Origin of the sequence: Streptomyces coeruleorubidus, from assembly GCF_008705135.1 — a bacterium.
GTDB classification, from domain to species: domain Bacteria; phylum Actinomycetota; class Actinomycetes; order Streptomycetales; family Streptomycetaceae; genus Streptomyces; species Streptomyces coeruleofuscus.
The window spans coordinates 4,748,449-4,774,653 of sequence record NZ_CP023694.1 but is presented as its reverse complement, the minus strand read 5'-3'; the positions used below and the strand labels follow the sequence as shown (position 1 = coordinate 4,774,653).

Sequence of the window (26,205 nt, the reverse complement as noted above, 5' to 3'; positions counted from 1 at the left end):
TCACGTGAAACATGCGTCCGCGACACCTGTCAGGCCACGAAAAAAGCCCTCCGAACCACGTTTCCGCAGTTCGGAGGGCCTTCCAGAGTGGAGCCTAGGGGAGTCGAACCCCTGACATCTGCCATGCAAAGACAGCGCTCTACCAACTGAGCTAAGGCCCCGGAAGAGGAACGTCCGCCGGAAGAAACCACGTCCCGACGAGCGTCGGAGACCAGACTACCGGGTTACCCCCGGGATTCCGCAAAAAGATTGGGGGTCCCCGTCGCCGACCACTCTCCGTAAGATGCTCGGCGTGGTTCGCTACCGCGAACCGCCGTACTTGGGGAAGCGATGGGGAGACGCAATGGACGCCGCACAGCAGGAAGCCACCGCAAGAGCGCGGGAACTGCAGCGGAACTGGTACGGGGAGCCGCTGGGGGCGCTCTTCCGTAAGCTTATCGACGATCTTGGTCTCAACCAGGCTCGTCTCGCGGGGGTACTGGGACTGTCCGCGCCGATGCTGTCGCAGCTGATGAGCGGTCAGCGGGCGAAGATCGGCAACCCCGCTGTGGTGCAGCGGGTGCAGCTGCTCCAGGACCTGGCGGGGCAGGTCGCGGACGGCAGCGTGAGCGCGGCCGAGGCCACCGAGCGCATGGAGGAGATCAAGAAGTCACAGGGGGGCTCGGTGCTCAGCAACACCACACAGACGACGAGCAGTTCGGGGGCGCCCACGGTCAAGCGCGTCGTCCGGGAGATCCAGTCGCTGCTGCGCTCGGTCGCGGCGGCGGGCGACATCATCGACGCCGCGGAGACCCTCGCCCCGACCCACCCGGAACTTGCCGAGTTCCTCCGGGTGTACGGTGCCGGCCGCACCTCGGACGCGGTCGCGCACTACCAGTCCCACCAGAACTGACCCCGCCACCCGGCCGCCGAAGGGGGTTCGGCACCGGGCAACGGGCGATGTGACGGGGGTTGCGTCACGGTACGGGCGGGCACGAGGGGGCGTGTGCCGTACGGGGGACCGGTCGACGCGAGGGGGACGTGTATCTCATCGGTATCGCTGATCGGATCGCTGATCGGTGTCTTTGATCGGCATTGCTCATCGGTATCGCTCATCGGGGGACCTGTTTCGCCCGTAGGGGAGTCGTAACGCTCGCCGAGGGGGAAGCAAGGGGGGAGACCACAGGGGGAGGAGCGACGTACAGCCATGGGTGAGGTCTTCGCCGGCCGGTACGAACTGGTCGACCCGATCGGACGCGGAGGGGTCGGCGCCGTCTGGCGCGCCTGGGACCACCGCCGCCGCCGCTATGTGGCCGCCAAGGTCCTGCTCCAGAGCGACGCGCACTCGCTGCTGCGCTTCGTCCGCGAACAGGCCCTGCGGATCGACCACCCCCATGTGCTCGCCCCCACCAGCTGGGCCGCCGACGACGACAAGGTCCTCTTCACCATGGACCTGGTCGCGGGCGGCTCACTGGTCCACCTCGTCGGGGACTACGGCCCTCTTCCGCCGGCCTTCGTCTGCACGCTGCTCGACCAGCTGCTGGCGGGGCTGGCCGCGGTGCACGCGGAGGACGTCGTGCACCGCGACGTCAAGCCCGCCAACATCCTGCTGGAAGCAACCGGCACGGGCCGGCCGCGGCTGCGGCTGTCCGACTTCGGCATCGCGATGCGGCTGGGCGAACCCCGCCTGACGGAGACCAACCTCGTGGTGGGGACGCCCGGCTATCTCGCGCCCGAGCAGATGATGGGCGCGGAGCCTGACTTTCCCGCCGACCTGTTCGCCACAGGCCTGGTCGCGCTGTATCTGCTGGAGGGTGCCAAGCCGGACAGCAAGGCGCTCATCCAGTACTTCGCCGAGCACGGAACTCCCGGCGCACCCAAGGGCATTCCTGAGCCGCTGTGGCAGGTGGTGGCCATGTTGCTCCAGCCGGACCCGCAGGCCCGGTTCCGTACGGCCACGGGCGCGCGCAAGGCGCTCGCCGCCGCCGCGGAGCTCCTCCCCGAGCCCGGTCCGGACGACGAACTGATCGAGATCTTCGACCAACTCGGCCCGCTACCAAAGGGGTTCGCCCCGGAAGGCCCGCTGGAGAGAGCACGGGGGCTGGGGCCGAGAGAGGGCGGACCGCCCAGCCCGGTGGCGGGTGAGGAGAGGTCCGGTCCGGCGGCGGACGAGGGGCGGTCCCGGCAGAACACCGCCGGCAGCGGCGACGCCTGGTCCGACCCGGACGCAGCAGTCGTGCCGCCCGGCCCCGGCCAGGACACCGCCCCGCCGGCCACCCCGGCTCAGCCGCCCTCCATGTCGGACACCGGCAGCTTCCACCTGCCGCCACCCCAGGCCACCGTCACCAACTCCCCCACGCCGGGCCACGACGCACAGGCACAGCCCTCGCACCGACAGGCCCTGTACTCCCCCTACGACTCCACACACCGCCTGTCACCGTCCCAACCGCTCCCACCGCCGTACCCGAGCCACGCGGGCTACCCCGGCCAACCGCTGCCACCCGCAACACAGCAGCCCACCAACACCTCCACCGCCCCCTACACCGCTCAAACCCCGCAGACCCCGCAAGCCCCACCCGCCGGACAGGCGCCCTCACGGCACCGAGCACCACGCCCTCCCCGCCGCCCCGGGCCCCCGGCCAAGGTGGCGGTTCCGCTCCTGCTCCTCGCCCTGATCTGCTACTCCGTAGGGTTCTGGGCCCTGACCCGCATCTGAGCACCTGCGGGCATCAGCCCGGCTCCCCTACCCGGCGCTCCTCCGCCGAGCCAGCACGGTCCACATCCCGAGCCCCACGAGCAGCGCGCTCCCGGTGCCGATGCCGCCCACGGCGACGACCCGCAGAGCGGTGTCATCCCCCCCGGCCACGCCTTCGGCAGCCGCCTCCCGGTCCTGGTCGGAGACGTCGAAGACGCCCTTCGGCTGGGACTCCCCCACGTAGTCGGGCCCACCCTGCGCCGCCCCGCTCACTCGGACGCGCAGTATCACGTCGAACGGCCCGTCCCCGAAGCTGTCGGCGACGCCCTCCGAGAGGTGCGCGACGAGGTAGTAGGAGCCGGCGAAGCGCATCGCACCGACCTGGCCGATGGCGGAGTGACGGTTGGCGTGGTCGACCGGCGGCAGGGGAGGCAGACTCTCGGACTTCTGGTCCCCGTTGTAGCCGACGCCCACGCCGGCGACGCGGCCGCGCGCCGGGTTGTAGAGGTCCAGGTCCAGCGCGTCGGGCGTGTAGCCGGTGCCGCCGGAGGCCGAGCTGGCGAGATCGGCGGTGACCTGGAGCTGCTGGCCCCAGTCGACCGGCACCTCGTAGAAGAGCGTCTGGCCGGGGCGGATGTCGTCCCGCCAGACCCCCTGGTCCAGCGGGGTGGCCCCGGCGAATCCCGCACCGCCCGGGCGGCGCTCGGCCTTCCCCTGGAGCGGCTGGGGCGAGGCGGAGTTCCACACCTCGGGTGCGCTGGTCGGCCCGGTCTTCGCCGTCCGTGGCTCCGTCGTGGCGAAGAGTTCCAGATCCCAGGCGTCGGGCGAGGAGCCCTCGCCCTTCGGGTCGACGCGCTCGACGAACACGTAATAGGTCCCGGCCTCCCGGCACAGCGACTTGGTGGGCGAGATCTCGCGCCGGCCCCACGCCGCGATCGGGTGCGGGCTGCGGGCGGCGCCGAAGTTCGCGGTGTCGCTGGAGCAGGGGGTGCCGTCGTCGTCCTGCACGGACACCCGAAGCCCGTCGATGACCGAGACGGTGCTACCGGGGGAGGGGACGGCGGTGACGGAGACGTACGCGTTCGACGTGGCGTCGAGCTGGAGGCTGTAGCTGACCTTGCCGCTGCTCGGGAGGGAGCTCTTGTAGGCCGTGCCGGGCGTCAGCGGTACGGCGTTGGCGGTGCTCCTCGCCCCCTCGATGCTCCGGGCGTCGTCGGCGAAGGCGTACGGGCTCGGCGACACCGCCGTACCGGACGCCCCGGCGGCTGCCAGGGCGGCCTGTCCGGGCACCACGGCGGCCGTCGTACCCAGCACCACCGCCACGACACCCAGGCGCACCACCACCGACGGGCCACGACCGCGCCAAGCGCCCGCACGCCCCCACGCCGTACGACACCGTCCCCTCACGCGCCACCCCTCACGTCACCGGACCGCAGAACCGCCGTGAAACCGCAAACCGTGGAACCGTGGCCCATCCTGCACCGCCGTCGCGCCCACCGTCCCGCCGTCCCCATGAACACACAAAACCCCGACCGCGAGGCGGCCGGGGTGTGCTCGGTTTGGGATGTCGTGACTCACGAACCCGTGGGCACGGAGTCAGTCGCCTCCGTCCACAGATCCTGCTCGGCGCGATCCGCCTGGATCTGGCGGTACACGAGGAGCCCGCCGATGGCGGCCAGTGCGACCAGGAGAAGCTTCTTCACCGCGCGACCTCGTCTTTCCTTGACGTAGGGGACCTCTGCCGCCCGACTATACACACCGACCGATACCGATCGGTGACCTGAGTCGGCCCTCAACTCCCTTCCCGGAAACCGGGATAGAAGCGGAGTACACCGATCCGGCCGGAGAGTGATCACACGCCGACGGACGGTTACTTCGACCGCTCTCCTCCCTTTTTCTCACCTTTTCGCCCTCTTTGCACCCATCCGGGTGGTGTTCATCTGAACTTCGACGCGCCACGGGCGTCGGTCCACCACTTCCCGGCCCTCATACACATCATGAGGAAAGTACGCAAATCGTCCGACCCGAAAGTGAGGGGTTATGGCCCGGAACAAGGTCATGAAGCTGTGGACCGCCATCGTCACCGCCTTCCTCGCGCTGTGCACGGCGCTCGGATTCATCACCACGACCGCCGCCGCGGCGGTACCGCAGCCCGAGCAGAAGCGCAACCGCGCGCTCGTCCCGCAGCAGCGGACGGCGCCGGCGCCGGCGATGGCCCCCTGGTCCTTGTCCTACGCCAAGGCCCTGCCCCCCACGATGAAGCAGCGCATCCACGCCGAGGCCCACGGCAAGTCCCCGAGCTGCCGCCACCGCCCGCTCGCGGACACGACGGCGTCGCCCACGGCCGACTGCACCGACGACGACCCCGACACCCACGGCGACCCAGCGGACCATCTCACTCCGCTACAGCGCTGAGATCCCCAGAACGTCCCGGCGACCTGCGTACAGGCCCGGCAGCTCCCAGGAGCTGCCGGGCCTTTTCAGCACGTGACGTCAGCGGATTTCGCGGCTGCCGCCGGCTGATCCAGCAGTCCCCTGGGGGCCGAAGGCGATGTGCTCGATGGTGAAGGAACCGGAGGCGGTGTTGCACCACTTCTCGGTCCCGTTGTCGGTCCCGCTGAACACCAGTTCCGGATCCTCCGGCTGGGCGTCGGGCCACTGCTTCGTCCCGGTGTACGTGGTGCCCTCGGTCAGCTTCTGACCGTCGGGGGGCGGCGACGATGAGACGCCAGAGCGTGCCCTGGTCCACGTCTGTCGCGACGGTGAGGCTGTTCCCGTCCGCGCTGCCCTGGACGTCGAACATCTGGACCGCTCCAGTCGTGTACTCGTACGACTGACCACCGGATACGGGCTCACCCGCGTCGCCACTGAAGCTCAGCGTTCCCGACGCCGCGCTGTGGGCCTGCGCGGTGCCCGCCAGCGGCGCGACCGCGAGCGCGACGGCCATCGCCGCGACGACTCCCACCGCCCGGGCCAGGACGCGTCTGGGCATGGTGCTTCTCATCAAGGTCCAAGGGCCTCATGGATACGAGAAAAGACCCCCTGTCGGATACCGACTGGGGGTCTTCTCGCTGGTGGGGCTAACAGGATTTGAACCTGTGGCCTCATCCTTATCAGGGATGCGCTCTAACCAACTGAGCTATAGCCCCGCCGCGCTCTGCGGTGTGTGTCCCGCGCGCTGACTCCTGAAGATTAGCGCACGACATGGGCAGTCCCAAAATCGGTTGTCGGGACACCGCCATCCGCCGTCAGCGAGGGGTCTGCGACGGATCTACGAGGGATCTACTCGTCCTCGGCGAGCGTCAGCTCCACACCGCCCACGAAGCCCGCGGACAGGTTGTAGATGAACGCGCCGAGCGTCGCGAGGGCCGTCGCCAGGACGACGTCGATGACCGCGATGACCGACGTGAACATGAGGACGTTGGGCAGCGACAGGAAGGCCTGGAGGTCGAAGCCGTTCGACTCGTTCGAGCCGGTCGCCTCGGAGATCGTGCCGCCGACCGTGGAGAAGACGCCCATCGCGTCCATCACCATCCACAGCACGGCGGCCGCCACGATCGTGCAGATGCCCAGGGCGATGGAGAGCAGGAAGCTGACCTTCATCACCGACCACGGGTCGGCCTTGGACACGCGCAGGCGGGCCTTGCGGACGCGCGGCGTGGTGCGAGCACCCGTGCGGGGACGCCGCGCGGCACCGGCGGCAGCACCGGCTCCGGCACCGCCCGCGGCGGGCTGCGCAGGGTAGGCCTGCGGCGGGTGGTACGGCCCGGCCTGCTGCTGAGCCTGCCGTTCCCCCGGCAGGGGGGAGGCCGTCTGCGCGGCGCCCTTCTCCTGCGCGGCCGGCTCGGGCTGCGGCTGGGCGCCGGATGCGGACGGGCCCGCTCCAGCGGTGTGGTGCTGGGTCTGCGGACCTCTGGTGTCCGTCACAGTTCCCCCCTGTGATCCATGCGTGTCAGGCGAGGGCGAGTCCTTGGTCGGGGACTTGATCGCCTTCAGGTTGGTCGTGTGCGGGTCCGCCGCACGCGCGGCGGAGCCACGACCGCCGTCGTCCGTGTCCGTACCCTTCGAGGTACCCCTCGGTCCGGCGCCCGTGGCTCCGCTCACGCTGACTCACTCCTCGTGCTACTCGGCCGAGGGCGCCTCACCCTCGTCCGTGCCGGTGGTCGCGGCACCTTCGGCGGTCTCGTCGACGACCACGTCGCCGTCGACCTCCTCCGCCTCGCGTCCCGCCTCGGCGTTGCGTGCGACGCCCACAACGGCATCGCGCTTGCCCAGATTGATCAGTTGGACGCCCATGGTGTCACGGCCGGTTTCCCTGATCTCGTTGACTCGCGTACGAATCACACCGCCGCCCAGCGTGATGGCGAGGATCTCGTCGGTCTCCTCGACCACCAGTGCGCCGACGAGAGATCCACGGTCCTCCACGATCTTGGCGGCCTTGATGCCGAGGCCGCCGCGACCCTGGACGCGGTACTCGTCGACGTTGGTCCGCTTCGCGTACCCGCCGTCGGTGGCAGTGAACACGAACGTACCGGGTCGAACAACATTCATCGAGAGCAGCTCGTCGCCCTCGCGGAAGCTCATGCCCTTGACACCCGAGGTGGCACGGCCCATGGGACGCAGGGTTTCGTCCGAAGCGGTGAACCTGATCGACTGCGCCTTCTTGCTGATCAGAAGCAGATCGTCGTCCGACGAGACGAGTTCGGCTCCGATCAGTTCGTCGTCCGTACCGTCCTCTCCCGCGCGCAGGTTGATCGCGATCACACCGCCGGAACGCGGCGAATCGTAATCCTTCAGAGGCGTCTTCTTCACAAGTCCGGCCTTGGTGGCGAGGACGAGGTACGGAACCGCCTCGTAGTCGCGGATCGCCAGGATCTCGGCGATCGCCTCGTCGGGCTGGAAGGCGAGCAGGTTCGCGACGTGCTGACCGCGCGCGTCCCGGCCGGCGTCGGGGAGCTCGTAGCCCTTGACGCGGTAGACGCGGCCCTTGTTGGTGAAGAACAGCAGCCAGTGGTGCGTCGTGGACACGAAGAAGTGGTCGACGATGTCGTCTTCCTTGAGCTTCGTGCCGCGGACACCCTTGCCGCCGCGCTTCTGGGCGCGGTAGTCGTCGGTCTTGGTGCGCTTGATGTAGCCGCCCCGGGTGACCGTGACGACGATGTCCTCCTCGGCGATCAGGTCCTCGATGGACATGTCGCCCTCGTACGGGATCAGCTTGGTCTTGCGGTCGTCGCCGTACTTCTCGACGATCGCGGCCAGTTCCGCGCTGACGATGCCCCGCTGACGGACCGGGGAGGCCAGGATCTCGTTGTACTCGGTGATCTTCGCCTGGAGTTCGTCGTGCTCCTGGACGATCTTCTGGCGCTCCAGGGCGGCCAGTCGGCGCAGCTGCATCTCGAGGATGGCGTTGGCCTGGATCTCGTCGATCTCCAGGAGGCTCATCAGGCCCCCGCGCGCGATCTCGACGGTGTCACTGCGCCGGATCAGCGCGATGACATCGTCGATGGCGTCCAGAGCCTTCAGCAGGCCGCGCAGGATGTGCGCGCGCTCCTCGGCCTTGCGCAGCCTGAAGCGCGTACGGCGGACGATGACCTCGATCTGGTGCGCCACCCAGTGGCGGATGAACGCGTCGAGCGAGAGCGTGCGCGGCACGCCGTCCACCAGCGCCAGCATGTTGGCGCCGAAGTTCGTCTGGAGGTCGGTGTGCTTGTAGAGGTTGTTCAGCACGACCTTGGCGACCGCGTCCCGCTTCAGCACGATGACCAGGCGCTGGCCGGTGCGGGAGGACGTCTCGTCGCGGACGTCCGCGATGCCGCCGATCTTGCCGTCCTTGACCAGGTCGGCGATCTTCTGGGCGAGGTTGTCCGGGTTGACCTGGTAAGGGAGTTCGGTGACCACCAGGCACTGGCGGTTCTGGATCTCCTCGACCTCGACGACCGCGCGCATGGTGATGGAGCCGCGGCCGGTGCGGTACGCCTCCTCGATGCCCCTGCGGCCGACGACGAGCGCGCCGGTCGGGAAGTCCGGGCCCTTGATGCGCTCGATGAGCGCGTCCAGCAGCTCCTCGTGGGAGGCCTCGGGGTTCTCCAGGTACCACTGGGCACCGGCGGCGACCTCGCGCAGGTTGTGCGGCGGGATGTTGGTCGCCATGCCGACCGCGATACCGGCCGAGCCGTTGATCAGCAGGTTCGGGAAGCGGGCCGGCAGGACGGTCGGCTCCTGGGAGCGGCCGTCGTAGTTGTCCGTGAAGTCGACGGTCTCCTCGTCGATGTCACGGACCATCTCCATCGACAACGGCGCCATCTTGCACTCGGTGTACCGCATGGCCGCGGCCGGGTCGTTGCCCGGAGAGCCGAAGTTGCCGTTGGAGTCGACGAGCGGCATGCGCATCGACCACGGCTGGGCCAGGCGCACCAGCGCGTCGTAGATGGAGGAGTCGCCGTGCGGGTGGTAGTTGCCCATGACGTCGCCGACGACGCGGGCGCACTTGTAGAAGCCGCGCTCGGGGCGGTAGCCGCCGTCGTACATCGCGTACAGCACGCGGCGGTGAACGGGCTTGAGGCCGTCGCGGACGTCTGGCAGCGCACGCGACACGATGACGGACATCGCGTAGTCGAGGTACGAGCGCTGCATCTCCGTCTCGAGCCCGACGGGCTCGACGCGCATGGCCAGGGCGTCACCCTCGGGCGTCGTCACGGGAGTGTTCTCGTCGGTCATTGCTGGTGAAGATCCTTCCTGATGCGGTCAGCTGAGACCGACTCAGATGTCGAGGAAGCGGACGTCCTTGGCGTTGCGCTGGATGAACGCGCGGCGGGCCTCGACGTCCTCGCCCATGAGGACCGAGAACAGGTCGTCGGCCTGGGCGGCGTCGTCGAGGGTGACCTGGCCGAGGACGCGGTGCTCCTGGTCCATGGTCGTGATGCGCAGTTCCTCGGCGTTCATCTCGCCGAGACCCTTGAAGCGCTGCACGGAGTCGTCCTTGATGCGCTTGCCGGCGTTGCGGCCCATTTCGATCAGGGCGTCGCGCTCGCGGTCGGAGTACGCGTACTCGAAGTCGTCCTTGCCCCACTTGATCTTGTAGAGCGGCGGGCGGGAGAGGTACACGTGCCCGGCCTCCACCAGGGGCCGCATGAAGCGGAACAGGAAGGTCAGCAGCAGGGTGTTGATGTGCTGGCCGTCGACGTCGGCGTCCGCCATAAGGATGATCTTGTGATAGCGGAGCTTCTCGATGTCGAAGTCCTCGTGGACTCCGGTGCCGAAGGCCGAGATCAGCGCCTGGATCTCCTGGTTCTGCAGGATCTTGTCGATCCGCGCCTTCTCGACGTTCAGGATCTTGCCGCGGATCGGGAGGATCGCCTGATACTCCGGGTTGCGGCCGGACTTGGCCGAGCCGCCTGCGGAGTCACCCTCGACGATGAAGATCTCGCACTTGGTGGGATCGTTCGACTGGCAGTCGGAGAGCTTGCCCGGCAGGGACGCGGTCTCCAGCAGGCCCTTGCGGCGGGTCAGGTCACGGGCCTTACGGGCCGCCACGCGCGCGGTGGCCGCCTGGATGCCCTTGCGGATGATGTCCGCGGCCTCGTTGGGGTTGCGGTCCAGCCAGTCCGCGAGGTGCTCGTAGACGACCTTCTGAACGAAGGTCTTGGCCTCGGTGTTGCCGAGCTTGGTCTTCGTCTGGCCCTCGAACTGCGGCTCGCTCAGCTTGACCGAGATGATCGCCGTCAGACCCTCGCGGATGTCGTCACCCGTGAGGTTGTCGTCCTTCTCACGCAGCAGCCTCTTGTCGCGCGCGTACTTGTTGATCAGGGAGGTCAGCGCGGCCCGGAAGCCCTCTTCGTGCGTACCGCCCTCGTGGGTGTGGATGATGTTCGCGAAGGAGTACACGCCCTCGGTGTAGCCGCCGTTCCACTGCATGGCGATCTCGAGGGACAGCTGCCTGTCCTTGTCCTCGGCCTCCAGGTCGATGACGGTCGGGTGAACCGCCTCGCCCTTGCGGGAGTTGAGGTACTTCACGAAGTCGACGATGCCGCCCTCGTAGTGGTACTTGACCGTCTTGACCTCGGCGGTCTCGTCCGCGCCCGCCTCGTCCGCCCCGGAGGTGGCCTTCGCGGACTCACGCTCGTCGGTGAGGTTGATGCGCAGGCCCTTGTTGAGAAACGCCATCTCCTGAAAGCGTCGCGAGAGCGTCTCGAAGGAGTAGTCGGTGGTCTCGAAAATGTCCGGGTCAGCCCAGAAGGTGACCGAGGTACCGGTCTCCTCGGTGGCCTCGTGCTTGGCGAGCGGCGCCGTGGGGACGCCCATCTTGTAGTCCTGCGTCCAGCGGTGGCCGTCGGTCTTGACCTCGACGGCGACCTTCGAGGACAGCGCGTTCACGACGGAGACACCCACGCCGTGCAGACCGCCGGAGACCGCGTAGCCCCCGCCGCCGAACTTGCCGCCCGCGTGCAGCACGGTCAGCACGACCTCGAGGGCCGGCTTGCCCTCGGAGGCGACGATGCCCACCGGGATGCCACGGCCGTTGTCGACGACCCGGACACCGCCGTCGGCGAGGATCGTCACGTCGATGGTGTCCGCATGGCCAGCCAGCGCCTCGTCGACCGAGTTGTCGACGACCTCGTACACGAGGTGGTGCAGTCCTCGCTCACCGGTCGAACCGATGTACATGCCGGGTCGCTTGCGGACCGCGTCCAGACCCTCGAGGACGGTGATGGCACTGGCGTCGTACGACGCCGTTACGGAGGCCTCGGCGACTCCGGCCGGGGCCTCGGTGGACGGGATGTTCTCGTTGGGGTTGCCGGAATCGGCCACGAAGCGCCCTTTCTGGCACAGCACGAGCCAGGCTCGTCGGCGGGTTGCCGGAGCGGCTGCGGCATGTTGCGTTGGTAAGCCTTGAATCAGCGTTGCTCAGCTTTTCCCGGACGGTCCCCACGATTGGGGCGGGATTGCCTCCAGTCTACCGGTAGCACTGGCACTGATGGGGGCTTGCCGGTACCTGAGTCCGCATGTGCCGCCCTCAACCGGTCTTCCCCGACTCCCGATATGCGGATGGGGGCTCCAAGAGGCTCACAGAGGCACTCAGCGCTTCCGGCCGTCAACCCTTGGCTACTTCGGAGTCAGGTGGCGATTCGCAACCGTGTGCGGTGATGCGGAGAGAGGGGCGCCGGGGCTCCCAGCGGGCCACCGACACCCACTTTTGTGATGTCAGTCACTTGTTGCCGACCGGTGGGAAACGGGTCGCCGATCGGGCCCTCGCAGGGCCTCCCGGCAGCCTCCGGGACCGGTTGAGCGGCGGCCGGGAGGACTCCCGTCAGCCGTACGTGTCGCCGGGACCGGTGCTGCCCGGAGCCCGCAGCGGGCCGTAGCGGCGGTTGGGGGCGCCGGGGCCCTGCACCTTGATCATCTTCACGGTGCCGTGGCCCAGATCCTCGTTCAGGCGGGCTACCAGGGTCGGGGCGAGCAGCCGGAGGTTGGTCGCCCAAGCCGTCGAGTCGCAGCGCACGGACAGGACGTGCTCGTCCTCGTCGTACCTCTCCGGCACGCAGTGCTTGGCCACGTCCTCGCCGACGATCTGCGGCCAGCGGCCCATCACCCCGCCCACCGCGGCCGGGGCCTCCCAGCCGCGCTCGGTGATCAGCCGGTTGATCGCGGAGCCGAGCGCCATGGGGTCGCGGCCGTCGGCGCGCGCGCCGGAGCGCAGTCCGCCGCGGCGCGCCTGCTTCTTCTGCTGCGCCGCGTCCCCACGCGCGCGTGCGGCTTCCTTGGCGGCGCGGAGCGCCACGCGCGCGAGGTCTACGCCGGACGGCTCGGGCGACCGGGGCCCGGGGGCTTTCCCGGGCGGGTTCTCCGGTGTGCTCTCCGGTGTGTTCCTCGGAGTGTTCTCCGGTGAGTTCCCCGGTGTGTTTTCCGTCATACGCGCTCCACCGCCCCCTCGGACACGGCGAACCGCACCCCGGACAGCACATGCGGTACGTCGTCGTCGACCGCGGCCGTCACCAGGACCTGTTCGCCGGGCGCGACCAGCTCGGCGAGGCGCTCACGGCGGCGGGTGTCCAGTTCGGCGAACACGTCGTCGAGCACCAGCACCGGCTCGTTGCCCTCCGCGCGCAGCAGGTCGTACGAGGCGAGGCGCAGCGCCAGTGCGTAGGACCAGGACTCGCCGTGCGAGGCGTATCCCTTGGCGGGCAGCTGGCCGAGCTTGAGCTGGAGGTCGTCGCGGTGCGGGCCGACCAGGGTGACGCCCCGCTCGATCTCCTGCTTGCGGGCCTCGGCGAGCGCGGTTGTCAGCTGCTCGAACAGGTCCTCGCGCGTGTGGGCCTCGCCCGGCGCGGACGGCTTGTACTCCAGGGCGATCGGACCGCCGCCGGGGGCGAGCTGCTCGTACGCCTTGTCGGCCAGCGGCTGGACCGCTGCGATCAGGTCCAGGCGCTGGGCGAGCAACTCGGCGCCCGCGCGCGCGAGATGCTGGTCCCAGATGTCGAGCGTGGACATGTCCACGTTGCGGCCGCCGTGCCGGCGGGCGAGCGCGGCGGACTTCAGGAGGGTGTTGCGCTGCTTGAGGACCCGGTCGTAGTCGGAGCGGACTCCGGCCATGCGCGGGGAACGGGCGGTGATCAGCTCGTCGAGGAAGCGGCGCCGCTCACCGGGGTCGCCCTTGACCAGGGCGAGATCTTCGGGGGCGAACAGCACGGTCCGTACGATCCCCAGCACGTCACGTGGCTTGACCTGCGAGGACCTGTTGATACGGGCCCGGTTGGCGCGCCCCGGGTTCAGCTCCAGCTCGACCAGCTGCTGCCGCTCGCCCTGCCGCACCTGAGCCCTGATGATCGCGCGCTCGGCGCCCATGCGGACCAGGGGGGCGTCGGAGGAGACGCGGTGGCTGCCGAGCGTGGCCAGATAGCCGACGGCCTCCACGAGGTTGGTCTTGCCCTGCCCGTTCGGGCCGACGAAGGCCGTCACTCCCGGGTCGAGCGGGACCTCGACCCGGGGGTACGAGCGGAAGTCGGCCAGCGACAGATGCGTGACGTGCATGGTCGTTTCGCCGACCTCCCCAACCGTCGGGTGTTGCTTACTTGGTCTCGACCGCGTGGCCGCCGAACTGGTTCCGCAGCGCCGCGATCATCTTCATCTGGGGCGAGTCCTCCTGGCGGGAGGCGAACCGCGCGAACAGCGACGCCGTGATCGCCGGCAGCGGCACCGCGTGGTCGATGGCTGCTTCCACAGTCCAGCGTCCCTCACCGGAGTCCTGTGCATAACCCCGGAGCTTGTCCAGGTGCTCGTCCTCGTCGAGCGCGTTGACCGCGAGGTCCAGCAGCCAGGAGCGGATGACGGTGCCCTCCTGCCAGGAGCGGAAGACCTCCCGGACGTCGGTCACGGAGTCGACCTTCTCCAGGAGCTCCCAGCCCTCGGCGTAGGCCTGCATCATCGCGTACTCGATGCCGTTGTGGACCATCTTCGCGAAGTGGCCCGCGCCGACCTTGCCGGCGTGCACCGAGCCGAAGTCGCCCTCCGGCTTGAGCGCGTCGAAGACCGGCTGCACCTTCGCGACGTTCTCCGCGTCGCCGCCGTACATCAGCGCGTAGCCGTTCTCCAGGCCCCAGACGCCGCCGGAGACACCGCAGTCGACGAAGCCGATGCCCTTGGCCGCCAGCTCCTCGGCGTGCTTCTCGTCGTCGGTCCAGCGGGAGTTGCCGCCGTCCACGACGACGTCACCCGGCTCCAGCAGTTCGGCCAGCTCGTCGATGGTGGACTGCGTGGGCTCGCCCGCCGGGACCATCACCCAGACCACACGCGGGCCACTGAGCTTGCCCACAAGCTCCGGCAGGCTGTGGACATCGGCGAGGTCCGGGTTGCGGTCGTATCCGAAGACGGTGTGGCCCGCGCGGCGTATCCGCTCGCGCATGTTGCCGCCCATCTTGCCGAGGCCGACGAGACCGAGCTCCATCAGTTGTGTTCCTTAGGTTTGCAGGTGTCCGACGTGGCGTTGCGGCACTTTCGTGCCCGCGTCCGAGCCTAAACCCGGACGCTCGCGCACATCTGTGGGCATACGCGCTCAGTCGTACGCCCTCACCTGCGGGTTTGCCCCCAGCCTGTGGACAACCGCCGGGCCTCAGCCGCTGAGGCGCACCGGCATGATCAGGTACTTGTAGGCCTCGTCCGCCTCGGCGTCCAGCGCCGGCTTGCCGCTGAGCAGCGCGGGCTTCGTGGACGTCGTGAAGGAGAGCTGCGCGACCGGGGAGTCGATGGCGCTCAGGCCGTCCAGCAGGAACGTCGGGTTGAAGGCGATCGAGATGTCGTCGCCGTCCAGCTGAGCGTCGACCCTTTCCACAGCCTGTGCGTCGTCGCTGGAGCCGGCCTCCAGGATGAGCACGCCCTGCTCGAAGCTGAGCCGCACCGGGGTGTTCCGCTCGGCGACCAGGGCCACGCGCTTGACGGCCTCCACGAACGGGGCGGTCTCGATCACGGCGACGCTGTTGAACTCCGTCGGGAACAGCGTGCGGTACTTCGGGAGGTCGCCCTCCAGCAGGCGGGTCGTCGTACGGCGGCCGGCGCCCTCGAAGCCGATCAGGCCCTCGCCCGAGCCCGAGCCGGACAGCGCCAGGATCACCTGGTCGCCGCTCGTCAGGGCCTTGGCGGTGTCCAGCAGCGTCTTGGCGGGCACCAGGGCGACCGCGGAGGCCTCCGGGTTCTCCGGCTTCCACAGGAACTCACGGACCGCGAAGCGGTAGCGGTCGGTGGACGCCAGCGTGACCGTGTCGCCCTCGATCTCGATGCGGACACCCGTGAGGACGGGCAGTGTGTCGTCGCGGCCGGCGGCGATCGCCACCTGGGCGGCCGCGGAGGCGAAGACCTCGCCGGGGACCGTGCCCGTCGCGTTCGGCATCTGCGGCAGCGCCGGGTACTCCTCCACAGGCAGGGTGTGGAGTGTGAACCGGGAGGAGCCGCAGACCACGGTCGCCCGTACACCGTCTGTGGAGATCTCCACCGGCCGGTTGGGGAGGGCGCGGCAGATGTCCGCGAGGAGGCGGCCGGAGACGAGCACCGTGCCCTCCTCCTCGACCTCGGCCTCCACGGACACGCGCGCCGAGACCTCGTAGTCGAAGCTGGACAGGCTCAGCTGGCCTTCCTCGGCCTTCAGCAGCAGGCCGGCGAGGACAGGCGCCGGCGGACGGGCCGGGAGGCTGCGTGCCGCCCAGGCCACTGCCTCCGCGAGTACGTCGCGTTCCACCCGGATCTTCACTGTTGCCGCCTCCTGCTGTTGCCGGCGCTTCTCGCTCTGCCTGGCCCTCGTCGTCTGTCTCGGTGTCGACGGTCCCTGGGATGGGGAGGACACCGGGGACCAGTCTGACGCACCGCACTGACAGTAGGTGCCTCTCGGGGTCAAGTCGTGACGAGGGGCGGTCGGGCGCCGGAGGGCGAGTTGTGCACAGGACCCGCTTCGAAACGAATTCCCAGCTCTCTCTAGTCGGGAGTAGTAGTAGGGCCTGTGGATACGGTGGATAACCACGTTTGCCCAGCTCAGAGCGGGAATTTTGTCCACTGGCCCTGTGGGTGACGGCGGTGGACAACCAGGGGTATCTGTGGAGAACGGAAAGTTCTGCACACCCCGTGCACAGGAAGAGGCGAGTTCTCCCCAGTGCCGTCCCCAGGTTTACCCACCTTTCCCACAGCCCAACCCGGCACCTTCGTGTGACGCCTTTCACTCGACCCGGTGAGGAGGCGCGTCATGTTGCCGAACAGTGGACAGCGATGTGGAGAAGCTGGGGATCGCTGGGGACAACCGGCCCCAGCCTGTGGGTTGCCGGTGGACAACTCGATGCACAGGCTGTGGACGCTCTCGTTGTCCACAGCCTGTGGAGATCCTTCGTCCACGAATCCACACCCGGGTGACCTGGTCTGATGGTCCTTCAACAGAGGCCTCTGTGGACACAGTCTGGACAACTTTCCAGTCCCCAGGGTGTGGACGGGAGAAAGTCGCCGAATCTGTGGAGAGGGACCGTAACCCGGCAGGTAATTCGAACAGCCGGCGACCGCGACATGGCGACGGGCGGCCGTGACACGACGAACGGACGGCCGCCGCATGACGAAGGGCGCCCCCGGAAAGCTGCTCCGGGGGCGCCCTCTGCGTCGTACGGCCGGCTCTGTCAGCCGTTCTTGATGCGGTTGGTCAGCTCGGTGACCTGGTTGTAGATCGAGCGGCGCTCTGCCATCAGATTGCGGATCTTGCGGTCCGCGTGCATGACCGTCGTGTGGTCGCGGCCGCCGAACAGCGCGCCGATCTTCGGCAGCGACAGGTCTGTCAGCTCACGGCACAGGTACATGGCGATCTGCCGGGCCGTGACGAGGGCGCGGCCGCGCGAGGTGCCGCACAGGTCCTCGACGGTCAGCCCGAAGTAGTCCGCCGTCGCGCCCATGATCGCCGTGGACGTGATCTCGGGGGCCGAGTCCTCGCCGCCGGGGATCAGGTCCTTGAGGACGATCTCCGTCAGGCCCAGGTCGACCGGCTGCCGGTTGAGCGAGGCGAACGCCGTGACCCGGATCAGCGCGCCCTCCAGCTCGCGGATGTTGCGCGAGATCCGGGAGGCGATGAACTCCAGCACCTCCGGCGGCGCGTTCAGCTGCTCCTGCACCGCCTTCTTGCGGAGGATCGCGATACGCGTCTCCAGCTCGGGCGGCTGCACGTCGGTGATCAGACCCCACTCGAAACGGTTCCGCAGCCGGTCCTCCAGCGTGACCAGCTGCTTGGGCGGCCGGTCGGAGGACAGCACGATCTGTTTGTTGGCGTTGTGGAGCGTGTTGAAGGTGTGGAAGAACTCCTCCTGCGTCGACTCCTTGTCCGCCAGGAACTGGATGTCGTCGACGAGGAGGATGTCCATCTCGCGGTAGCGCTTGCGGAAGCTGTCGCCCTTGCCGTCGCGGATCGAGTTGATGAACTCGTTGGTGAACTCCTCCGAGCTCACGTACCGCACCCGCGTGCCCGGGTAGAGGCTGCGCGCGTAGTGCCCGATCGCGTGCAGCAGGTGCGTCTTGCCGAGCCCGGACTCCCCGTAGATGAACAGGGGGTTGTACGCCTTCGCCGGTGCCTCGGCGACGGCGACCGCGGCGGCGTGCGCGAAGCGGTTGGAGGCGCCGATGACGAACGTGTCGAAGAGGTACTTCGGGTTCAGGCGCGCGGTGGGCTCACCCGGGCCGGTCGCCGGCGCGGGCTGCGCGGCCAGTGGGCCGGGCGCACCGGTCGTGGGCAGGTTCGGGCCGACGGGGCCGCCGCGGTGCACGTGCCCGGAGCCGGCCGGCGGCTCGGGCAGCTCCCGGCGGACCGGGTCGCGCTGGTCGTAGTCGGGGCGTGATGTGTCGTAGTCGGAGCGCGGCTGGTCGTAGGAGGGGCGCTCCATGGACTGCGGACGGTAGTCCTGGGACGGGGAGCCGTAGGCGTCCTGGGAGGACGAGCCGTAGGAGTCCTGCGACCCATGGGACCCCTGTGGCCGGTGTGATCCCTGTGATCCACGGGATCCGTACGACTCCTGCGAGGACCCACGAGATCCATACGAGTCCTGGGATCCGTACGAGTCCTGTGAGCCGTAGCCGTCCTGGCTCGGCGACGCGTACGGGTCACGGTCGGGGAAGCCGAGGCGCTGCTGCTGCCAGCCGTACTCGTCCTGCGTCGGCCGCGGCCAGGAGCCGGGCTCGGGGCGCTGGTACTCGGACGGGTACGCGGGACGGGGGGTGGGGAGTTGATCTCCGCGCGTAGGCGGGAGCTGGTCGCCGGCCGTTCCCGGCAGCTGGTCGGCGCGGTGGCGGCCGTACCCCTCATAACCGTCGCGGTCCTGGCGCGCGGCCGGAATCTCGGGCTCCTCGTAACGCGGCTGGGGCCGGGCCTGGGGGGCCGGTGTGGCCGGGGGCTCGCCCGCGGAGTCGTCGACGGTGATCGCGATCCGGATCGGGCGGCCGCACTCGCGGCTCAGGGTCTCGCTGACGACGGGAGCCAGGCGGCCCTCGAGTACGCCCTTCGCGAATTCGTTCGGTACGGCGAGCAGGGCCGTGTCCGCGACCAGCGCGAGCGGCTGGCAGCGGCGGATCCAGTGCTCGTCCTTCGCCTCGACGCCCTGGCCGCGGCCCTCCCCGAGGAGCTGCTCCAATACGCGTGGCCACACTGCGGCAAGATCGGCAGGTACGTCAGCCACAGGGCACGCTCTCTCACAGGTCCCACGAACGTGTGGTTCTGGGACGGCTCGGGATGTAAATCGGGTGGGGCAGGGATAAGGGAACGAATCGGAGTTCCGTCACGGTAGTCAGGGCGGCCACTACGGTTCAAGTTGTTGTCCCCAGCCTGTGGACAAGTGTCTCCGGGCTGCTGCCGGTTTGACCGGATGGCGTAGCCGCGCGTACCGTAACCAGGTCGAGTTGTCGATGGCTGCTGCCGCCTGCCTCCGATGGGCACAGATCATTTGGGTGATCGGTCAGCGGTGCACACGGGCGTAACTGCGAGCTACTCGTGGGCGCACGGTGACAGCCAGGACGGCACCCCGCAACTACCGATTTCTTCTGGAGCCCCCGAGTGAGCAAGCGCACCTTCCAGCCGAACAACCGTCGTCGCGCGAAGACCCACGGCTTCCGCCTGCGGATGCGTACCCGTGCCGGTCGCGCGATTCTCGCGAACCGTCGCAGCAAGGGTCGCGCCAGCCTGTCCGCCTGATTCCGATCAGGTCATGACGTCGTGCTGCCCACCGAGAACCGGCTGAGGCGGCGCGAGGACTTCGCGACCGCGGTACGGCGAGGACGCCGGGCAGGACGCCCGCACCTCGTCGTCCACCTTCGAAGCGGTGCAACGGACCCGCATGCGCCTGGGGAGAGCGCTCCCCCGACGCGTGCGGGTTTCGTCGTGAGCAAAGCCGTGGGCGGTGCGGTCGTACGCAACAAAGTGAAGCGCAGGCTTCGCCATCTGATGCGCGACCGAGTCGCCCAGCTGCCCCCCGGTAGCCTGGTAGTGGTACGAGCGCTGCCCGGTGCGGGCGACGCCGACCATGCACAGCTGGCCCGAGACCTGGATGCCGCCCTCCAGCGGCTGCTGGGAGGGGGCGCGCGATGAAGTACCCGCTGCTTGCTCTGATCAAGCTCTACCAGTGGACGATCAGTCCGCTGCTCGGGCCGGTCTGCAAGTACTACCCATCGTGCTCCCACTACGGCTTCACGGCCATCGACCGGCACGGTGCCATCAAGGGAACGGCACTCACGGCCTGGCGCATCCTGCGGTGCAACCCGTGGTCGCTGGGCGGTGTGGACCATGTCCCGCCGCGCAAGCGCCCGCGGTGGCACGAAATGCTGCGTAACGCGTGGCGTGCACGCAAGGGCGGGCCCTCCGCCGCCGTCCCGGCCACCGAGGGACAGACTTCTCCCACAAGTCAGTCCAGTCCTTCGAGCCAGGCCGCAGAGACACCGTCCCATGCCCAAGGAGCATGATTAGTGGACACGATTGCCAGCCTCTTCAGCTTCATCACCACACCCGTCTCCTGGGTCATCGTCCAGTTCCATTCGGTGTACGGCGCCCTCTTCGGGCCTGACACCGGCTGGGCCTGGGGCCTGTCGATCGTGTCCCTGGTGATCCTGATCCGTATCTGCCTGATCCCGCTCTTCGTGAAGCAGATCAAGGCGACCCGGGCCATGCAGACGCTCCAGCCCGAGATGAAGAAGATCCAGGAGCGCTACAAGAACGACAAGCAGCGTCAGTCCGAAGAGATGATGAAGCTGTACAAGGACACGGGTACCAACCCGCTGTCCTCGTGCCTTCCCATCCTGGCGCAGTCCCCGTTCTTCTTCGCCCTGTACCACGTGCTGAACAGCATCGCGTCGAACGACACCATCGGCGTGATCAACACCAGCCTTCTGGAGAGTGCCCAGAAGGCGCACATCGTCGGTGCTCCGCTTGCGGTGAAGTTCACCGACAGCGCGTCGAAGGTGGAAGCACTCGGTGCCTCCCTCACCGACGTCCGCGTGGTCACCGCCATCATGATCGTGCTGATGTCGGCCTCGCAGTTCTTCACCCAGCGTCAGCTGATGACGAAGAACGTCGACACCACGGTGAAGACGCCGTTCATGCAGCAGCAGAAGATGCTGATGTACGTCTTCCCGATCATGTTCGCCGTCTTCGGCATCAACTTCCCCGTCGGTGTCCTCGTCTACTGGCTGACCACCAACGTGTGGACCATGGGCCAGCAGATGTACGTGATCCACAACAACCCGACGCCGGGTTCCAAGGCCCAGGCCTCGTACCTGGAGCGGCTGCACAAGCACGTCACCAGTCACGGCAAGGTCAGCCGGCGCCGTGACAAGGTCATCGTCAAGGCGATCGTCGCCAAGGGACGCGACCGCAACGAGTTCGAGCGCAAGTTCATCAACGGCCTGAGCAAGGCCGGCCTCGCCGCCCAGGCCGACGGCACCGTGATCAAGAGCGACACCACTGTCGCCGTCGAAGCCGAGGACGGTACGCCGACCACCGGCACGCCCAAGCGGCAGCAGCCCAAGCGGCAGAGCAAGGCTCAGCGGCAGTCCGGTGCCACGAAGGCGGCCGAAGAGTCAGGGCAGAAGACGTCGCTCACGAAGTCCGACGAGCCCGAGGACGCCAAGCCCGCCCCCGCTGCCAAGAAGTCCGGTGCGAAGTCCGGCAGCGGTACCCGCAGCAAGGCCCAGTCCGGACAGCGCAAGGGTCCGCAGCGGCCCAAGTCCCCGTCCAAGAAGTAAGAAGGAGTCCATCCCGTGACGGAAGGCACCACCTCCGCCGCTGCCGAGGGGGCAGACACCCTGACTCGCCTGGAGCAGGAGGGCGAGATCGCGGCGGACTACCTGGAGGGTCTGCTCGACATCGCCGACCTCGACGGCGACATCGACATGGACGTCGAGGCCGACCGTGCCTCTGTCTCGATCATCAGCGACACGGGCAGCCGCGACCTCCAGAAGCTGGTCGGCCGTGACGGTGAGGTGCTGGAGGCACTCCAGGAGCTCACCCGTCTGGCCGTGCACCGTGAAACCGGTGACCGCAGCCGGCTGATGCTCGACATCGCGGGATACCGGGCCCGGAAGCGCTCCGAGCTTTCCGAGCTGGGCGCCAAGGCCGCGGCCGAGGCGAAGAGCAGCGGTGAGGCCGTGAAGCTGGACCCGATGACGCCGTTCGAGCGCAAGGTCGTGCACGACGCGGTCAAGGCCGCGGGCCTGCGCAGCGAGTCCGAGGGCGAGGAGCCGCAGCGCTTCGTCGTCGTGCTTCCCGCCTGATCGGCCCCTACGTTCCCCGGCCCCGTCTGTTGCGCAGGCGGGGCCGAAGTTTGTCAGCCTGATAGTTCTGGTGGTTCTGGTGTCGGCGCTTGGTGCGCTGACGCGTACGGAAGGACGGTCCCCCGTGACGGAGGCAGCGGAGCTTCCCCCCGCGCCCGAGCAGGCGCGCGAGGTGTTCGGTGATCGCTTCGCGGATGCGGTGCGGTACGCCGAGCTGCTTGCTGAGGCGGGCGTGCAGCGCGGTCTCATCGGCCCGCGTGAAGTGCCCCGCCTGTGGGAGCGGCACCTGCTGAACTGCGCGGTGCTCTCGGAGGTTGTGCCCGAGGGCGTGACGGTGTGCGATGTCGGCTCGGGCGCCGGACTCCCCGGCATTCCCCTGGCACTGGTCCGGGAGGACCTGAAGATCACACTGCTGGAACCGCTGCTGCGGCGTACCAACTTCCTCTCCGAGGTCGTGGAGCTGCTCGGCCTCGATCATGTGACCGTCGTGCGCGGCCGGGCCGAGGAAGTCATGGGGAAGATCCAGCCCGTCCACGTCGTGACGGCCAGAGCCGTCGCCCCCCTCGATCGCCTTGCCACGTGGGGCATCCCTCTGCTGCGTCCGTACGGGGAGATGCTCGCGCTCAAGGGAGACGCCGCCGAGGAGGAGCTGAAGAGCGCGTCAGCGGCCCTGAGTAAGCTCGGTGCGGTGGAGACGTCCATCCTGCATGTCGGAGAGGGCGTGGTGGACCCGATGTCCACGGTGGTACGGGTCGAGGTCGGGGAAAGCCCCGGCGGTGTGCGCTTCGCCGCGAAGCGCGCCAAGGCGGCTCGCACGGGGCGTGCCCGCCGCCGACGCTGACCCCGCTGGGGACGTTGATCTTTTCCGGCGACGCTGATCCGTCCTGACGACGAGACGTACTCCACACAAGCTGCCAAACCTATGCATGCCGGAGTGTCGCGACAATCCGGCAACGACTGCTGTGCATCGTGTTTCACGTGAAACGTCGCTCACTGCTGCACGGCATCATCAGTCGTGGCCGCGCTGCGGCCGAACCCCGCGACCGTAAGCCTCTCGGGTCACTCGATGAGGGACCTGAGTTGTCCACAGAGGTGGAATTCTCCACAGAACGGAAGGCCTCACTGGTTCACGACCCCGAAGACATGGGAGGCTCTGTTCATTGCGAGCCTGAAGTCGAGGAGAGTGAATCCTTGCGGTCCGACGCCAACATCGCGGGACCGATGACCGATCCGGTCCCCGGTCCCCGTACCGAGTCGATGGGGGCGGATGTTTCACGTGAAACACCGCCTCCGATGGACGACACTCCCATCGGTCGTGCTGCCCAACTGGCGGTGGAGGCTCTAGGCCGCGCCGGCGAGGGCCTGCCACGGCCCGAGCAGACCCGAATCATGGTGGTCGCGAACCAGAAGGGTGGTGTGGGCAAGACGACGACGACCGTCAACCTTGCCGCGTCACTGGCCCTGCACGGCGCCCGAGTTCTGGTGGTCGACCTCGACCCACAGGGCAATGCGTCCACTGCGCTGGGCATCGACCATCACGCCGAAGTTCCGTCCATCTACGACGTGTTGGTGGAGAGCAAGCCGCTCTCCGAGGTCGTCCAGCCGGTCCCCGATGTCGAGGGTCTCTTCTGTGCCCCTGCCACGATCGATCTCGCCGGTGCGGAGATCGAGCTGGTGTCCCTGGTGGCACGGGAGAGCCGGCTGCAGCGCGCCATCCAGGCATACGAGCAGCCGCTGGACTACATCCTCATCGACTGTCCGCCCTCCCTCGGCCTCCTGACGGTCAATGCGTTGGTGGCGGGCCAGGAGGTTCTGATCCCGATTCAGTGCGAGTACTACGCGCTGGAAGGTCTGGGTCAGTTGTTGCGTAACGTCGACCTGGTGCGGGGGCATCTCAACCCCGCCCTGCATGTGTCGACCATCCTGCTCACCATGTACGACGGCCGGACGCGACTCGCGTCCCAGGTCGCGGAAGAGGTGCGCACCCACTTCGGTGACGAGGTGCTGCGGACGAGCATTCCCAGGTCCGTCCGTATCTCCGAGGCGCCGAGTTATGGGCAGACGGTCCTGACCTACGATCCTGGATCAAGTGGTGCCCTCTCTTACCTTGAGGCGGCACGAGAGATCGCGCTGAAGGGCGTGGGTATCAGCTATGACGCCACGCACGCCCACATCGGCGCACAACAGAACGACCCGAGCATGGTGGAGGGCATCCAGTGAGCGAGCGACGGAGGGGGCTGGGCCGTGGTCTCGGCGCATTGATCCCTGCCGCACCGACGGAGAAGTCGGTGGCCCAGGCTGCGGCGGGGGGCGCCGCGTCCACTTCCCCCGCGGCAGTGCCCGTGCTGCCGAACGACCGCGGGGTGGCCGCAGCGAAGGTGGCGACCCTGCCAACTGTTTCACGTGAAACAGAGGAGCCGACGCCGCCGAATGCTCCCGCCGCGCCTGCGGCGCCCGTGGGTGCGCACTTCGCCGAGCTCCCCCTCGACTCCATCACGCCGAACCCGCGGCAGCCGCGTGAGGTCTTCGACGAGGACGCGCTCGCGGAGCTCATCACCTCCATCAAGGAAGTGGGGCTCCTCCAGCCGGTCGTCGTACGGCAGGTGGGTCCCGCCCACTACGAGCTCATCATGGGCGAGCGTCGCTGGCGGGCCTGCCGTGAGGCGGGGCTGGAGGCGATTCCGGCGATCGTGCGGGCCACGGAGGACGAGAAGCTCCTTCTGGACGCTCTGCTGGAGAACCTGCACCGCGCCCAGTTGAACCCTCTGGAAGAGGCAGCCGCCTATGACCAGTTGCTGCGGGACTTCAACTGCACGCACGACCAGCTGGCGGACCGCATCGGCCGATCCCGCCCGCAGGTCTCGAACACCCTGCGTCTGCTGAAGCTCTCGCCGGCGGTACAGCGCCGGGTCGCCGCCGGAGTGCTCTCCGCCGGCCATGCACGGGCCCTGCTGTCCGTCGAGGACTCGGAGGAGCAGGACAGGCTGGCCCACCGCATCGTGGCCGAGGGGCTGTCGGTGCGGGCCGTCGAGGAGATCGTGACCCTGATGGGTTCGCGTCCCCAGAAGGCCCAGAGGCCCAAGGGCCCGCGTGCCGGTGCTCGTGTCTCTCCCGCGCTGTCCGAGCTCGCCACACGGCTCTCGGACCGCTTCGAGACGCGGGTGAAGGTCGACCTGGGCCAGAAGAAGGGCAAGATCACTGTCGAGTTCGCCTCCATGGAGGACCTTGAGCGGATCCTCGGCTCACTCGCTCCGGGCGAGGGACCGGTTCTGCAGAAGAGTCTCCTGGAGGGCGACTCCGAGGAGGACGAGTCCTGAGCCTCCGGCAGGAGCCTCTGTTGTGGATGACAGAGCGGGCCATGTCCGGTGTGTGCCGGAACGTGGCCCGCTCTTTCCTTTCTGGCGGTATCGACGGAATCGCATCGTGGATACGATGCGTTCGGATACGGCGCAACCACCCGGCACCACCTCTGAGAGGAAGGCAGGGGCCATGCGAACGATGAGCCGCACAGGACTGGTGAGCGCCGGTTTGGGGCTGGGGGCGGTCGGTGGGTTCATCGGCAGCCTCCTCAGGGAACGGAGCGCTCTGACAGCCGCCCGCGACGCGGCAGGCCAAGGAAGCGAGGAACAGCCTTCATGGGGCGCCGGCTCGTACCGCTCACGCTGGACAACCTTCAGGACCTTCCCAGGCGCTGTCGCTCGTGTGTCTTCTGGGAGCTCGACCCGGTCAGCGGTGAGGCCGCGGTAAAGGCGGGCGAGTCCGCTCTGGAGAAGGAAGCCTGGATCTCGGCCGTTCTGCTGGACTGGGGGTCCTGCGGTCGGGTCGTGTACGTCGACGACGTACCGGTGGGCTTCGTGCTCTACGCTCCTCCCGCCTATGTCCCGCGCTCCACGGCGTTCCCCACGAGTCCCGTCTCCCCCGACGCGGTTCAGCTGATGACGTCGTTCATCGTGCCGGGGTACCAGGGGCAGGGACTGGGCCGGGTGATGGTTCAGACGGTCGCGAAGGATCTGCTGCGTCGCGGGTTCAAAGCGATCGAGGCGTTCGGAGATGCCCGCTGGAAGGAACCGGCCTGTGTGCTGCCCGCCGACCATCTCCTTGCAGTGGGCTTCAAGACGGTCCGGCAGCACCCCACGTATCCCCGGCTGAGGCTGGAACTACGGTCGACGCTTTCCTGGAAGGAAGACGTCGAGATGGCGTTGGACCGGCTCCTGGGAGCCGTACAGAAGGAGCCAGCGCTGCGCCCGTTGTAGAGGAAGCAGTCAAACGAA

23 protein-coding genes and 2 tRNA genes are annotated in these 26,205 nt (G+C 68.3%); 13 read left to right on the top strand and 12 right to left on the bottom strand.

Features of this window, described 5'->3' with window-relative positions; genetic code table 11:
• Positions 1-88 precede the first annotated feature (88 nt).
• Positions 89-161: transfer RNA gene (locus CP976_RS22080), tRNA-Ala, on the bottom strand.
• Between the two features lie 182 nt (positions 162-343).
• On the opposite strand from CP976_RS22080, the gene CP976_RS22075 reads away from it, so the two are divergent.
• Together CP976_RS22075 and CP976_RS22070 are read left to right on the top strand one after the other, a co-directional pair.
• Positions 344-892 (top strand): helix-turn-helix domain-containing protein, encoded by a 549-nt coding sequence (locus CP976_RS22075; protein WP_086560503.1) that lies wholly within the window; start codon positions 344-346, stop codon positions 890-892.
• Positions 893-1,186: 294 nt separating this feature from the next.
• Positions 1,187-2,695, top strand: a complete 1,509-nt coding sequence (locus CP976_RS22070; protein ID WP_150481922.1) for a serine/threonine-protein kinase — start codon at positions 1,187-1,189, stop codon at positions 2,693-2,695.
• Positions 2,696-2,722: 27 nt separating this feature from the next.
• Here the strand turns inward: CP976_RS22070 and CP976_RS22065 are convergent, their stop codons facing one another.
• Both CP976_RS22065 and CP976_RS43290 read right to left on the bottom strand, forming a co-directional pair.
• Positions 2,723-4,081, bottom strand: coding sequence for a hypothetical protein (locus CP976_RS22065; RefSeq protein ID WP_229875460.1), 1,359 nt, complete (start codon positions 4,079-4,081; stop codon positions 2,723-2,725).
• A 167-nt stretch (positions 4,082-4,248) separates the two neighbouring features.
• Entirely contained in the window at positions 4,249-4,377 is a 129-nt protein-coding gene (locus tag CP976_RS43290; protein WP_003999697.1) for a DLW-39 family protein, read from the bottom strand.
• Positions 4,378-4,714: 337 nt separating this feature from the next.
• Between CP976_RS43290 and CP976_RS22055 the strand changes: the two genes are divergently transcribed.
• Together CP976_RS22055 and CP976_RS42985 are read left to right on the top strand one after the other, a co-directional pair.
• Complete coding sequence (locus tag CP976_RS22055) at positions 4,715-5,089, top strand: DUF6344 domain-containing protein (protein WP_150481920.1); 375 nt, start codon at positions 4,715-4,717, stop codon at positions 5,087-5,089.
• Between the two features lie 145 nt (positions 5,090-5,234).
• The gene (locus CP976_RS42985) at positions 5,235-5,375 is read left to right on the top strand and encodes a hypothetical protein (RefSeq protein WP_167537387.1); all 141 of its coding nucleotides are present in this window, start codon (positions 5,235-5,237) and stop codon (positions 5,373-5,375) included.
• A gap of 371 nt (positions 5,376-5,746) precedes the next feature.
• Here CP976_RS42985 and CP976_RS22050 read toward each other — a convergent pair.
• The 9 genes from CP976_RS22050 to dnaA form a co-directional block, all read right to left on the bottom strand.
• Positions 5,747-5,823 (bottom strand) — tRNA-Ile (locus CP976_RS22050).
• A gap of 133 nt (positions 5,824-5,956) precedes the next feature.
• A complete protein-coding gene (locus CP976_RS22045) occupies positions 5,957-6,778 on the bottom strand; it encodes a DUF3566 domain-containing protein (RefSeq protein ID WP_150481919.1) in 822 nt (273 codons plus the stop codon).
• 18 nt (positions 6,779-6,796) lie between these two features.
• Complete coding sequence (gyrA, locus tag CP976_RS22040; protein WP_150481918.1) at positions 6,797-9,391, bottom strand: DNA gyrase subunit A; 2,595 nt, start codon at positions 9,389-9,391, stop codon at positions 6,797-6,799.
• 42 nt (positions 9,392-9,433) lie between these two features.
• Positions 9,434-11,506 (bottom strand): DNA topoisomerase (ATP-hydrolyzing) subunit B, encoded by a 2,073-nt coding sequence (gene gyrB, locus CP976_RS22035; protein ID WP_086850654.1) that lies wholly within the window; start codon positions 11,504-11,506, stop codon positions 9,434-9,436.
• A 475-nt stretch (positions 11,507-11,981) separates the two neighbouring features.
• Entirely contained in the window at positions 11,982-12,584 is a 603-nt protein-coding gene (locus CP976_RS22030) for a DciA family protein (RefSeq protein WP_150481917.1), read from the bottom strand.
• Positions 12,581-13,702: a DNA replication/repair protein RecF gene (recF, locus tag CP976_RS22025; RefSeq protein ID WP_150481916.1), complete on the bottom strand. Its 1,122-nt coding sequence runs from the start codon at positions 13,700-13,702 to the stop codon at positions 12,581-12,583. Before recF ends, CP976_RS22030 begins: the two co-directional genes overlap by 4 nt.
• A 37-nt stretch (positions 13,703-13,739) precedes the next feature.
• Positions 13,740-14,615: a phosphogluconate dehydrogenase (NAD(+)-dependent, decarboxylating) gene (gene gnd / locus CP976_RS22020; protein WP_150481915.1), complete on the bottom strand. Its 876-nt coding sequence runs from the start codon at positions 14,613-14,615 to the stop codon at positions 13,740-13,742.
• A gap of 165 nt (positions 14,616-14,780) precedes the next feature.
• Positions 14,781-15,911 (bottom strand): DNA polymerase III subunit beta, encoded by a 1,131-nt coding sequence (gene dnaN / locus CP976_RS22015; protein ID WP_150481914.1) that lies wholly within the window; start codon positions 15,909-15,911, stop codon positions 14,781-14,783.
• Between the two features lie 904 nt (positions 15,912-16,815).
• Positions 16,816-18,822 (bottom strand): chromosomal replication initiator protein DnaA, encoded by a 2,007-nt coding sequence (gene dnaA, locus CP976_RS22005; RefSeq protein WP_229875462.1) that lies wholly within the window; start codon positions 18,820-18,822, stop codon positions 16,816-16,818.
• 404 nt (positions 18,823-19,226) lie between these two features.
• Between dnaA and rpmH the strand changes: the two genes are divergently transcribed.
• The 9 genes from rpmH (at position 19,227) to CP976_RS21960 (ending at position 26,187) form a co-directional block, all read left to right on the top strand.
• Positions 19,227-19,364 carry a 50S ribosomal protein L34 gene (rpmH, locus tag CP976_RS22000; RefSeq protein ID WP_005482975.1) on the top strand — a complete coding sequence of 46 codons (138 nt, stop codon included), beginning with the start codon at positions 19,227-19,229 and terminating at the stop codon, positions 19,362-19,364.
• 21 nt (positions 19,365-19,385) lie between these two features.
• Positions 19,386-19,757: a ribonuclease P protein component gene (gene rnpA, locus CP976_RS21995; protein WP_082319883.1), complete on the top strand. Its 372-nt coding sequence runs from the start codon at positions 19,386-19,388 to the stop codon at positions 19,755-19,757.
• Positions 19,754-20,128, top strand: coding sequence for a membrane protein insertion efficiency factor YidD (gene yidD, locus CP976_RS21990; RefSeq protein WP_150481911.1), 375 nt, complete (start codon positions 19,754-19,756; stop codon positions 20,126-20,128). Before rnpA ends, yidD begins: the two co-directional genes overlap by 4 nt.
• A 3-nt stretch (positions 20,129-20,131) precedes the next feature.
• Positions 20,132-21,406 (top strand): membrane protein insertase YidC, encoded by a 1,275-nt coding sequence (gene yidC, locus CP976_RS21985; protein ID WP_150481910.1) that lies wholly within the window; start codon positions 20,132-20,134, stop codon positions 21,404-21,406.
• 15 nt (positions 21,407-21,421) lie between these two features.
• Positions 21,422-21,934 (top strand): Jag family protein, encoded by a 513-nt coding sequence (locus CP976_RS21980; RefSeq protein ID WP_086560485.1) that lies wholly within the window; start codon positions 21,422-21,424, stop codon positions 21,932-21,934.
• Between the two features lie 124 nt (positions 21,935-22,058).
• Positions 22,059-22,775, top strand: coding sequence for a 16S rRNA (guanine(527)-N(7))-methyltransferase RsmG (gene rsmG / locus CP976_RS21975; protein ID WP_059414784.1), 717 nt, complete (start codon positions 22,059-22,061; stop codon positions 22,773-22,775).
• 302 nt (positions 22,776-23,077) lie between these two features.
• Entirely contained in the window at positions 23,078-24,154 is a 1,077-nt protein-coding gene (locus CP976_RS21970) for a ParA family protein (protein WP_150485445.1), read from the top strand.
• Positions 24,151-25,251, top strand: coding sequence for a ParB/RepB/Spo0J family partition protein (locus CP976_RS21965; protein ID WP_150481909.1), 1,101 nt, complete (start codon positions 24,151-24,153; stop codon positions 25,249-25,251). The genes CP976_RS21970 and CP976_RS21965 overlap by 4 nt, the downstream gene beginning before the upstream one ends.
• 318 nt (positions 25,252-25,569) lie before the next feature.
• Positions 25,570-26,187: a GNAT family N-acetyltransferase gene (locus tag CP976_RS21960; protein ID WP_150481908.1), complete on the top strand. Its 618-nt coding sequence runs from the start codon at positions 25,570-25,572 to the stop codon at positions 26,185-26,187.
• Positions 26,188-26,205: the final 18 nt, after the last annotated feature.

Bases quoted from the DNA above. Each gene is read 5' to 3' on its own strand.
- CP976_RS22075 (WP_086560503.1), top strand. From the start codon at position 344: ATGGACGCCGCACAGCAGGAAGCCACCGCAAGAGCGCGGGAACTGCAG.
- CP976_RS22070 (WP_150481922.1), top strand. From the start codon at position 1,187: ATGGGTGAGGTCTTCGCCGGCCGGTACGAACTGGTCGACCCGATCGGA.
- CP976_RS22055 (WP_150481920.1), top strand. From the start codon at position 4,715: ATGGCCCGGAACAAGGTCATGAAGCTGTGGACCGCCATCGTCACCGCC.
- CP976_RS42985 (WP_167537387.1), top strand. From the start codon at position 5,235: ATGGTGAAGGAACCGGAGGCGGTGTTGCACCACTTCTCGGTCCCGTTG.
- gyrA (WP_150481918.1), bottom strand. From the start codon at position 9,391: ATGACCGACGAGAACACTCCCGTGACGACGCCCGAGGGTGACGCCCTG.
- CP976_RS22030 (WP_150481917.1), bottom strand. From the start codon at position 12,584: ATGACGGAAAACACACCGGGGAACTCACCGGAGAACACTCCGAGGAAC.
- recF (WP_150481916.1), bottom strand. From the start codon at position 13,702: ATGCACGTCACGCATCTGTCGCTGGCCGACTTCCGCTCGTACCCCCGG.
- gnd (WP_150481915.1), bottom strand. From the start codon at position 14,615: ATGGAGCTCGGTCTCGTCGGCCTCGGCAAGATGGGCGGCAACATGCGC.
- yidD (WP_150481911.1), top strand. From the start codon at position 19,754: ATGAAGTACCCGCTGCTTGCTCTGATCAAGCTCTACCAGTGGACGATC.
- CP976_RS21970 (WP_150485445.1), top strand. From the start codon at position 23,078: ATGGGAGGCTCTGTTCATTGCGAGCCTGAAGTCGAGGAGAGTGAATCC.
- CP976_RS21960 (WP_150481908.1), top strand. From the start codon at position 25,570: ATGGGGCGCCGGCTCGTACCGCTCACGCTGGACAACCTTCAGGACCTT.